At 55.0% G+C, this 10,285-nt stretch carries 8 protein-coding genes; 3 read left to right on the top strand and 5 right to left on the bottom strand.

All coding sequences use genetic code 11. From position 1 onward, the window contains the following. Together ACLD4K_RS07625 and hsdR are read right to left on the bottom strand one after the other, a co-directional pair. Nucleotides 1-1,118 (bottom strand): N-6 DNA methylase (locus ACLD4K_RS07625; protein WP_411011634.1); only part of this gene is annotated, 1,118 nt, incomplete at its 3' end. A 157-nt stretch (nucleotides 1,119-1,275) separates the two neighbouring features. Continuing rightward, complete coding sequence (hsdR, locus tag ACLD4K_RS07620; protein ID WP_411011633.1) at nucleotides 1,276-4,785, bottom strand: type I restriction-modification system endonuclease; 3,510 nt, start codon at nucleotides 4,783-4,785, stop codon at nucleotides 1,276-1,278. 197 nt (nucleotides 4,786-4,982) lie between these two features. Between hsdR and ACLD4K_RS07615 the strand changes: the two genes are divergently transcribed. The 3 genes from ACLD4K_RS07615 (at nucleotide 4,983) to ACLD4K_RS07605 (ending at nucleotide 6,741) form a co-directional block, all read left to right on the top strand. Further along, on the top strand, nucleotides 4,983-5,897 hold the full coding sequence (locus tag ACLD4K_RS07615) for a restriction endonuclease (RefSeq protein ID WP_183059841.1): 915 nt from the start codon (nucleotides 4,983-4,985) through the stop codon (nucleotides 5,895-5,897). 267 nt (nucleotides 5,898-6,164) lie between these two features. Then, the gene (locus tag ACLD4K_RS07610; RefSeq protein WP_183059840.1) at nucleotides 6,165-6,452 is read left to right on the top strand and encodes a BrnT family toxin; all 288 of its coding nucleotides are present in this window, start codon (nucleotides 6,165-6,167) and stop codon (nucleotides 6,450-6,452) included. After that, the gene (locus ACLD4K_RS07605) at nucleotides 6,439-6,741 is read left to right on the top strand and encodes a BrnA antitoxin family protein (RefSeq protein ID WP_000063143.1); all 303 of its coding nucleotides are present in this window, start codon (nucleotides 6,439-6,441) and stop codon (nucleotides 6,739-6,741) included. The genes ACLD4K_RS07610 and ACLD4K_RS07605 overlap by 14 nt, the downstream gene beginning before the upstream one ends. A 73-nt stretch (nucleotides 6,742-6,814) precedes the next feature. Here ACLD4K_RS07605 and yjiA read toward each other — a convergent pair whose 3' ends face one another. The 3 genes from yjiA to btsT all read right to left on the bottom strand — a co-directional run bounded on the left by yjiA (nucleotide 6,815) and on the right by btsT (nucleotide 10,230). Then, nucleotides 6,815-7,771: a GTPase gene (gene yjiA / locus ACLD4K_RS07600; protein ID WP_411011632.1), complete on the bottom strand. Its 957-nt coding sequence runs from the start codon at nucleotides 7,769-7,771 to the stop codon at nucleotides 6,815-6,817. Between the two features lie 10 nt (nucleotides 7,772-7,781). Beyond that, nucleotides 7,782-7,985 carry a YbdD/YjiX family protein gene (locus ACLD4K_RS07595; protein WP_000460616.1) on the bottom strand — a complete coding sequence of 68 codons (204 nt, stop codon included), beginning with the start codon at nucleotides 7,983-7,985 and terminating at the stop codon, nucleotides 7,782-7,784. Nucleotides 7,986-8,079: 94 nt separating this feature from the next. Continuing rightward, nucleotides 8,080-10,230 (bottom strand): pyruvate/proton symporter BtsT, encoded by a 2,151-nt coding sequence (btsT, locus tag ACLD4K_RS07590; protein ID WP_411011631.1) that lies wholly within the window; start codon nucleotides 10,228-10,230, stop codon nucleotides 8,080-8,082. Nucleotides 10,231-10,285: the final 55 nt, after the last annotated feature.

Below are 10,285 nucleotides of genomic sequence, written 5' to 3'. Positions count from 1 at the left end.
TCGGTGCAGTTTTTATCCTGGTGCGGATTGGCGACCGTGCCTTTGGTAAAGAACAGCACGTTGGTTTTGACGCCCTGAGCGTAAAAGATGCCGGTTGGCAGACGCAGGATGGTGTGCAGATGGCATTTGTCCATCAGGTCGCGACGAATATCGGTACCCTTGCCGCCTTCAAACAGGACGTTATCCGGCACCACCACCGCCGCACGACCGCCGGGGCGCAGAGTTTCAATAATATGCTGCATAAAGCACAGCTGTTTGTTGCTGGTCGGGTGCACGAAGGTGCGGGTAATGTTGGTGCCCGCGGCGCTGCCAAACGGCGGGTTGGTGGCGACGATATCGGCCTGCGGTAAATTCTCGCCGTCGCTGCCCAGCGTGTTGCCCAGACGGATGGCGCCACCGTGGTCGAGGTTGCCTTCAATATCGTGCAGCAGACAGTTCATCAGCGCCAGACGACGGGTGCCGGGCACCAGTTCGAGGCCGATAAACGCGCGGTGGATCTGGAAATCCTGGGTGTCACCATCAAGGTCATCCAGATCGTTAGTCTGTGATTTCACGTAACGGTCGGCTTCAATCAAAAAGCCCGCCGTACCTGCAGCTGGGTCTTGCACCACTTCACGCGGCTGCGGCTTCAGCAGATGGATAATGGTTTTGATCAGCGGACGCGGGGTGAAATACTGACCCGCGCCGGATTTGGTTTCGTTGGCGTTCTTTTGCAGCAGCCCTTCGTACATATCGCCGAAGTCGTCGCGGGACTTCCCGTGGTTGCCATTGTACCAGTCCAGCGCATCCATATAGCTGACCAGCTCAGTCAGCTGTTTGGGTTGCTCAATGGTGGTGCTGACATTATGGAAGACCGCCTGCACCAGCTTTTTCTCATCAGAGCCTAACTGAACCAGCAGGTTGCGGTAGAACTGCATCTGATCCTGGCCAATGCGCGATTTCAGGTCATCCCAGCGGTAGCCTTCCGGCAGGTAGTCCGCTTCCTGGCCGGTCTCTTTGCACATTTTCAAAAACAGCAGCGAGGCGAGTTCATTGACGTAGTTTTGATAGGAGACGCCGCCGTCACGCAGGTTGTCGCACAGTTTCCACAGCTTGGCGACCAGATCGTTATTGTTCATTGAAGATCCTATTTGACATGGCGACCACCATTGTGGGTCGCAAAAGTGATTGAGCGTTTCAGATGCCTGATGGCGCTTCGCTTATCAGGCCTACAGGGTTAGGTGTAGGCCGGATAAGGCATCGCCGCCATCCGGCGAAAACGGGGATGATACCCTCTTAAGCCAGTTCGTCCCAGATGTAATCGCTGAACTTATCCAGCACGCTGTCGAGGTTGTCATCAAAGGTGCGCTGTAACATTGGCTTACCGCCTCGACGGTGGAAATTGCCGGTTTTGAAGACGTCGTCGTCGAGCACCACTTTCTCTTTCAGCGCCTGCGCTAAACGGTCGAGCCAGTTTATCTGCTCGTCGCTCCAGTCGTTCTCGGCCTTGATACGCGCCAGCGCGTGATCGACACGCTCGTCAAACGGTTTGAGCGCATCGCCCACCGCCGCGCGGCGGATATGGCCGATCAGGCGGGCGGCGATATCCTGATTGCGCGTCGCCTTCCACGCGCTGCGCAGGGAGGACTCTTCAAAATGCTGGCGGTCAAACCACTCCTGCAATTCCACCAGCCCTTTACGGGTGAGGTCGCGCGGGCGATTGATCACCGCCTGCAGCGCGGGCTGGGCGTTCGGAGCGTGCTGCACCAGCGCATCAAACGCTTCGAGGAAATCCTGCGGCGTGTCGTAATCGCCGTATAGCGATTTGACGCTCACCACCTCATCGTCAATATCAAGGAAAATGGGGGCATCGCGCAGGGCGTTGATATCGGTTTTCAGCTTTTCGAGGCGGGCGATAAAGCCGGGAAGCTTATTGAAAATCTCGGCGCTCCAGTGCGGCCCTTTTTCCCGCAGGCGCGAGGCCAGACCGCCAAAGTTGACGCCTGCCGCATCCAGACACAGTTCGTCCAGACGGCGGACCTGCTTATCCACCGCTTCGCTGCGGTCACGATTATAGGTAGCGAGGCCGATAATCCGCTGCAGCTTGGCGACTAACTGCTCATGACTGTGTTCGGCGAAGCTGCGGCCATCCGCTTCGATGGTTTTGTAGGTTTCTGAGTCGGTAATTTCATTGACCAGCGTTTGCAACTCAACCTGCGGACGCACAACCACCGGGCGCATGGTGTCGACGCTTTCCAGCGAGCTGTAGATATCCACGCAGTCGAAAATCTTAAAGCTGGTTTTCCCTACTGACGGACACAGACGCGTGGCACGCCCCTTCATCTGCTCGTAGAGAATGCGGCTTTTGACTTTGCGCAGGAACACAATATTACAGATAGACGGGATATCCACGCCGGTGGTCAACAGATCGACGGTGACCACGATATTAGGCAGCCGCTCTTTGTTGAAGCGGACGATCATGCTTTGCACTTTCTTCGCGTCTTTATCGGCATCACCGGTGATCTTGATGATCGCGTCGTGTTCCAACTGCGGGTACTTTTTCTTAAACGCGGTGCGCAGCTCTTCAACCACCATGTCGGCATGGGCGTTGGTGACGCAGAACACCAGCGTTTTTTGCTGCCCGGTGGGATCCAGGTAGTTGGTGAGCTCGCCGCATACCGCGCGGTTAAACGCTGGGATCACCAGGCCACGGTTAAAATCGGCGACCTCAAAATCCTGATCGTCGGCCAGCGTGTCGTTGATCAGCACGCCCTGCGGGTTCAGGCGTTCCACCTGTTCGCCTTCGGAAAGGTAAACCCCATCTTGCGCGTTGCGGGTGACGATCTGAATCGGCGGATCCTGGTCGATCAGGTAGCCGTCGATCACCGCCGTACGGTAGGTGTAGCGGTAAACCGGCTCGCCGAAAATATCGACCGTGTGCAACGCTGGCGTGGCGGTCAGGGCGATTTTTACCGCGTCGAAATGGTCGAGAATGCGACGGTAGGCGGAAACGTAATCCAGTTGGCTGCGGAACTGCAGCTCGCCTTCGGTCTGCTCTTTATCGAGAATGTAGCCGCGATGTGCTTCATCAACGACGATACAGTCGTAGCGGCCAACCGGCATCGGTTCATCGGATTGCAGCGTGCGCTTGACCAGCGACTGCACCGTGGCGACGTGGATTTTAGTGCTATCTTCCGGGAATTTGTCGGTCAACCCTTTGATATCAAAAATGCTGTTAAAGGTGTCGCCGTTAATGCGCGTATCTTCGAACGACCCCAGCGCCTGCTCGCCGAGCGAGCGACGGTCGACCAGGAACAGCACGCGCTTGAAACGCTGCGACTGGATCAGGCGGAACATCAGGGCGATGGCGGTACGGGTTTTACCGGTACCGGTCGCCATTGCCAGCAGGATGTGCTGCTGACCGTTAACGATCGCCTTTTCCACCGCGCGGACGGCATCTTCCTGGTAATAGCGCAGGCCCAGCTCGCTCATTCCGGGGTTTTCAGCAAACCACTGGTTTTGTTTCTGCGGATCGCTGCCCAGCATATCCAGCAGCTCTTCCGGGCGATGCCATTCCGGCAGCGCTTTCGACATGTTGGTGGTGTGGCGGACGTCGCGATACCAGATACCGCTTTTGGTCTTCATCGCCGCGCGGTATTCGCGCCCGTTGGTGGAGTAGCAAAAAGGGATTTTAAAGCGCTGTTGACCGCTGGTGTCCTGCCAGCTGATTTCATACTCCGGCACGGCTTCATGTACGTCGTCGGGAGCGTAGTGCTCCAGCAGCGTGTCGCGCAAGAAGGCGTTATCGAAGTATTTGCTGTAGCGGTAAGATTCGTTGAGCTTGCTGGATACATCGGTATTTTTGCGTTTCGCTTCAACGACGGCGATGGGCTTGAGGCCAACGAATAGCACGTAATCGGCAAAGCCTGTTTTACCCGTTTCATCTGTGCCCGTCGGCCACTCGGCAATCGCTTTGTTGATGCCGGGTTCCGGGCGAGCGCCTTTGGCAAAGCGCAGCGTTTTACTGTCGGCCTGCCAGCCCGCTTTACGAAGCTGGGCGTCAATCAGGAAGCGGCTCTCTTCTTCGCTGAGATTCAGCGTGCGTTTGATCGCCTGATCGGTGATCTCTTTATGATAGGCCTTACGTTCCTGTTCGGTTTGCTTCGCCAGTTCGGCATCTTTTGCCGCAAGCTGTGCCTCCAGCGCAGCCAGACGCGCTTTGGTCTGAGCTTCGGTTTCCTGCTGTTTGCCCTCAAGGATGGCAATGTAGCCGTTGAGCGCAACCAGCCTTTGCTGCTGAGCTTCCAGCTCGGCCTGGCTTTGCACTTTCTCCTGCGCCTGACGTTCCAGCTGTTGTTTCAGCGTCAGCACTTCCTGGTGATAAAGATTCTCGCCATGTTCTGGCAGAACAAACATCGGTACCGGGAAATCGTAATCTTTGGTCACCAGCCGGTAGTACCAGACGCTGAGGCGGAACCCGAGCCGCAGGCACATCTGGGCATCGTCCAGATCGTTATGAAATTCGTGGACGGCCAGGTTACCGATACGGCGCAGCTTATGGAAAACAGAAAGGATGCTGTCATCAATAAACGCAATCTTGCCCAGTTCGCGCAGCAGGTCATGCTGGTTTTCGCAGGCGGGTATATCCAGCAACTGGCCGAGATGTTTGGCGGTGGCTTCGCCAAACATGCGCATTTTAATGAGGGTGGTGTTGGGGTCGTCGGGGTAGTTATTTTCCGCCGCGCAGGCAATGGCATAAATGAAGTCGTTAACGCCTTTGAGAAAGTCGAAGTTAGATTTGTTCATTTTTATCTATCCGGTTCCTGAGCGGGAAGACGTTATTACCCTGTGCTGTAAAGGGAAAATAACAGACCCATGGTAGACTTCATATTGTGTGTGATCAACGAACAATCAGAGAGTAACTGCTTCTTTCCTAATGTTTTCCTGAAGAGTATCGTTCTCCGGCGGGGTATCTAATCTATATCAATAGCAGGGATGGATTTATGGCTGTTCCAACATATGACAAATTTATTGAACCAGTGTTGCGTTTTCTGGCCACTCGACCCGAGGGCGCTTTGGTCAGAGAAGTGCGTGAAGCTGCAGCCGAAATGCTTGGGTTAGATGAGCAGCAGCGTGCAGAGGTGATTACCAGTGGACAACTGACGTACCAGAACCGCACCGGCTGGGCGCACGATCGCCTTAAACGTGCCGGGTTATCGCAGAGCCTATCCCGGGGGAAATGGTGTTTAACACCCGCGGGAATAAGCTGGGTTGCCTCGCATCCGCAGTCGATGACCGAGCAGGAAGTGAGTCATTTTGCTTGTGATTTCAACGGCGTAAAGCTCAGTAAGTCGGCGGATGCGGTGGCGTTAGATCCACAGCCAGAATCGATTGAGGAAGGTGAACTTGCCCGCAGCAGCCCGGACGATCGCCTGGAGCAAGCGCTCAATGAGATTCGTGAATCTGTTGCCGAAGAATTGCTGGAGAACCTGCTTCAGGTTTCGCCGGCGCGTTTTGAAGTGATTGTGTTAGATGTGTTGCACCGCCTGGGATATGGCGGTCATCGCGGTGATTTGCAGCGCGTAGGGGGAACCGGCGATGGCGGCATTGACGGTATTATCTCTCTCGATAAGCTCGGGCTGGAAAAAGTCTACGTTCAGGCCAAGCGCTGGAAAGGCACCGTTGGGAGCGCTGAAGTCAGAGGCTTTTATGGTGCATTGCCTGAGCAAAAAGTGAAACGTGGCGTCTTTATTACCACCTCAGGCTTTACGGCACATGCCAGAGACTATGCTAACAAAGTCGAAGGTCTGGTGCTGGTAGATGGCGACAGGCTGGTACACCTGATGATTGATAATGATATTGGCGTATCCTCACGTTTACTCAAGTTGCCAAAGCTCGATATGGATTACTTTGAGTAGTGGTAACGCTGGAACCTGATTGCGGGTAATGGTGATGGAGCATGTTGTGGGCATCCGTGTTTCCTCTCGCCCAGAAATCACATGACTTTTATGGCTGCGTATCAGCCTAAACCCATGCCGGATAGCGGCTGCGCCTTCTGCGGCCTACTCTTCTGGTCAATTTTCTTTTATCTCGAATACGCAAATTGTGAAGCTATTTCCAACAATCCAGATATAATCGTAAGATAATTGTATATACATTTTTGTGTATACAATTAGGGAAAACACATGCCGATGGAGTTTGAATGGAATGCGAACAAGGCTAAAAGCAACCTGAGGAAGCACGGTGTCCGCTTTGAGGATGCGGTACTGGTGTTTGACGATCCCCGACACCTGTCACGTCAGGAGCGTTATGAGAATGGAGAATATCGTTGGCAGACCCTCGGCCTTGTTCATGGCATTGTGGTCATTCTGGTTGCTCATAGCGTTCGGTTCGAAAGTGGTTTTGAAGTTATCCGTATCATCAGCGCCCGCAAGGCAGACAGAAAAGAGAGGAATCGTTATGAGCATGGTTAAACATAAACGCGGCAACGCATCCGCGCTGAGTGCTCAGCATGAGGCTGAACTGAAGGCGCTGGTGAAAAAATCAGATGATGAGATTGATTACAGCGACATTCCCGCTTCGGAGGATGGGCAGTGGTCTGAAGCAGTGCGTGGTAAGTTTTTTCGCCCGTTAAAAACTCAGGCCTCTGTGCGTATTGACGCCGATGTGATGGAGTGGCTGAAACGGCCAGGAAAAGGCTACCAGACGCGGCTCAATGCCATTCTGCGCGAAGCGATGCTGCGAGAGCAAAATAAGAAATAGCCAGAAGATGCCTGATGGCGGCTGCGCCTTATCCGGCCTACAAATTCCGCCAGGCCAGATAAGCGCTTAATGGTTACTTCCTTAACCCCGCAAACGCCGCTCTGATCTCGTCTTCCGGCAACTGGATCCCGATAAACACCAGCGTGCTGTGCGGCGTTTCGTCGCCCCACGGTCTGTCCCAGTCGGCGCTGTAGAGACGCTGCACGCCCTGGAACAGCAGGCGGTTGGGTTCGCCGTCGATCCACAGCATCCCTTTGTAACGCAGCAGTTTATCCGCTGATTCCAGCAGCAGGTTTTCCATCACCCGCGAAACCTCGCTGATATCCACCGGGTAATCCAGTTCCACCACAATTGACGACACATCGTTCTGTTTATCGGCAATAAAGTGGAAACGCGGTTGGCTTGCCAGCACGTTCTCTTCCAGCATAAAGCCGCTGGTATTAAACAACTGACTCAGGTCAATATCGCCGTGTACCACGGTATAAACCGGGGCGCGGGCGTTGATACGCGCCAGCCGCTCGCGCAGTTTCTCGCTGTCGCCTGCCACGTCGGTTTTGGTCAGCAGGATACGGTCGGCGTAGCCTATCTGCGACTGGGCGATGGTGAACTGATTCATCTGTTCATCGGCGTGTACCGCGTCGACCAGCGCAATCACGCCGTCTAACAGGTAGCGTTCGCATAATACGTCATGGGAGAAAAAGGTCTGAATAATTGGGCCGGGGTCAGCCATGCCGGTGCATTCAATCACCAGACGGTCGAAAGCAATATCGCCGCGGTCGCGGCTGTCGAGCAGGTCTAATAGCGCATCTTCCAGCTCGTTGGAGCGGGTACAGCAGATGCAGCCGTTAGTCAGGGTTTTTATCTGGGTGGCGCGATCGCCAATCAGTTGGTCGTCGACGGAGACTTCGCCAAATTCGTTTTCGATAACGGCGATTTTAAAACCATGTTGTTCGTTGAGGATATGGCGTAGTAGGGTGGTTTTGCCGGCACCAAGAAAACCGGTAAGTAGGGTAACTGCAATCGGGGTCATAGTCTCTCCATTAACAACAGCGCATACCGCCTTTGCCATCGCCGCCGTAACGTGCTTGCTGACGTTCGCGGAAGAACTCTTCATAGGTCATGTACGGCTTGTCGGGATGATTAGTTTTCATGTGCTCGACATAGTTGTCGTAGTCCGGAATACCAATCAACATTTTTGCCGCCTGGCCGAGATATTTTTTTGCCTGACCTAAAGTATCAAACATTCTGCCGTCCTGTTAATGAATAAAGCCGGATGGCGGCTTGCGCCTTATCCGGCCTACACTAGCCGGGATCGCTGCGCGCTACCCGGCATCAGTTTTAGTGGTGTGAAGAGATCTTCACGCCGCCTTCCGGCACGGGCACATACGGGGTTTCTTTATCGGTACGTTTATCGCTGTTGCGTACCTTCATCCAGGTGGTGAAACCGTAGAAGATAATACTGTACACCACCACCAGGAACAGAATACTCAAACCAGCGTTAGTGTAGTTGTTCACCACGATATGGTTCATGTTGGCAATCTGCTGCGCGGTCAGGTTGGTGCCGTTGGCAATCTTCTCTTTATACAGGTTTGCCATGTAGAAGAAACCTTCCATCTGTGGGTTGGCGCTGAACAGTTTCAGGCCCAGCGCCCAGGTGGTGCAGATCAGCAGCCATACCGCCGGGATCACCGTCACCCAGATGTATTTGGTGCGCTGCATTTTGATCAGTACCACGGTGCTCAACACCAGCGCCACGGCGGCCAGCATCTGGTTAGAGATACCGAACAGCGGCCACAGGCTCTTCACGCCGCCCAGTGGGTCGACCACGCCCTGATACAGCAGATAGCCCCACAAACCGACGCAGCCTGCGGTACCGATGATACCCGCGACCAGAGAATCGGTTTTTTTCAGGAACGGGACGAAGTTACCCAGCAAATCCTGCAACATAAAGCGGCCGGAACGGGTACCCGCATCCAGTGCGGTCAGGATAAACAGCGCTTCGAACAGAATACCGAAGTGATACCAGAAGCCCATATCCGCCATCGGCAGGACTTTGTGGAACACATGCGCGATACCTACTGCCAGCGTTGGCGCGCCGCCTGCGCGGTTCAATACTGATGGTTCACCGATATCTTTCGCAGTTTGCAGGATTTGTTCCGGGGAAATCACAAAGCCCCAGGAGCTGACGGTCGCCGCTACATGTGCGGTAACGTCTTTCAACTGCGCCATAATCAGCGGCGCGTTCTCGCCGCCCATCTCGTGCAGGTTTGGCATGGTAATGCCCAGACCCGCCGGCGGGGTGTTCATCGCGAAGTAGAGACCCGGTTCAATGATCGAGGCCGCCACCAGCGCCATCACCGCAACAAAGGACTCCATCAGCATCGCGCCGTAGCCGATAAAACGCGCATCGGTCTCACAGGCCAGCAGTTTCGGCGTGGTACCGGAAGAGATGAGCGCGTGGAAGCCAGAGACGGCGCCACAGGCGATGGTGATGAACAGGAACGGGAACAGAGCGCCTTTCCACAGCGGGCCAGTACCGTCGACATACTGCGTCAACGCCGGCATTTTCAGTTCCGGGTTGAGGATCACAATCCCCAGCGCCAGACCGACGATCACGCCGATTTTCAGGAAGGTAGCGAGATAGTCGCGCGGGGCAAGGATCAGCCATACCGGCAGCAGCGCGGAAACAAAGGCGTAGCCGATCAGCGCGAAGGTAATGGTGGTGTCTTTAAAGGTCAGCGCCGGGCCCCAGTACGGGTCGTGGGCAATCACGCCGCCGAAATAAATAGACGCCACCAGCAGCACGATACCAATAACGGAGACTTCGCCTACGCGTCCCGGACGGATAAAGCGCATGTAGATGCCCATAAACAGCGCAATCGGCACCGTGGAGCAGACGGTAAAGACGCCCCACGGGCTTTCGGCCAGCGCTTTAACCACGATTAATGCCAGCACCGCGAGGATGATGATCATAATTAAGAAGCAGCCGAACAGCGCGATGGTGCCTGGAACGGTACCCATCTCTTCTTTGATCATCTCGCCAAGAGAGGCGCCGTTACGGCGGGAAGAGATAAACAGCACCATAAAGTCCTGCACTGCGCCCGCGAGCACCACGCCCGCCAGCAACCACAGTGTCCCCGGCAGATAGCCCATCTGCGCGGCCAACACCGGCCCGACCAGCGGGCCTGCGCCGGCGATGGCGGCGAAGTGGTGACCAAACAGCACGTAGCGGTTAGTCGGCACGTAGTTCAGGCCGTCGTTATTGATGACCGCCGGCGTCGCGCGCGTCGGGTCGAGTTTCATGACCTTCTGGGCGATGTACAGGCTGTAGTAGCGGTAAGCCACCAGATAGACGGAAACGGAAGCGACCACGATCCACAGGGCGCTCACGTGTTCACCCCGACGTAGGGCAACGACCGAGAGGCAGAAAGCACCGATGATTCCGAGAATCACCCAGGGTATGTGCTTGAATATCTTTTTCGTATCCATAGTAAAACCTGGTTGTAAGTTTAATTATCAGCCGAAGCTGGGTGGACATTGAGTT

The sequence above is a fragment of the Salmonella sp. 741265055_HSA genome, from assembly GCF_046569525.1.
Taxonomy (GTDB): Bacteria; Pseudomonadota; Gammaproteobacteria; order Enterobacterales; family Enterobacteriaceae; genus Salmonella; species Salmonella enterica.
This window is presented reverse-complemented; position numbering and strand designations above follow the sequence as displayed.

Excerpts from the sequence above, each read along its gene's own strand:
- btsT (WP_411011631.1), bottom strand. The coding sequence starts at position 10,230 with ATGGATACGAAAAAGATATTCAAGCACATACCCTGGGTGATTCTCGGA.
- ACLD4K_RS07610 (WP_183059840.1), top strand. The coding sequence starts at position 6,165 with ATGCCGATGGAGTTTGAATGGAATGCGAACAAGGCTAAAAGCAACCTG.
- hsdR (WP_411011633.1), bottom strand. The coding sequence starts at position 4,785 with ATGAACAAATCTAACTTCGACTTTCTCAAAGGCGTTAACGACTTCATT.
- ACLD4K_RS07605 (WP_000063143.1), top strand. The coding sequence starts at position 6,439 with ATGAGCATGGTTAAACATAAACGCGGCAACGCATCCGCGCTGAGTGCT.
- ACLD4K_RS07615 (WP_183059841.1), top strand. The coding sequence starts at position 4,983 with ATGGCTGTTCCAACATATGACAAATTTATTGAACCAGTGTTGCGTTTT.
- yjiA (WP_411011632.1), bottom strand. The coding sequence starts at position 7,771 with ATGACCCCGATTGCAGTTACCCTACTTACCGGTTTTCTTGGTGCCGGC.
- ACLD4K_RS07595 (WP_000460616.1), bottom strand. The coding sequence starts at position 7,985 with ATGTTTGATACTTTAGGTCAGGCAAAAAAATATCTCGGCCAGGCGGCA.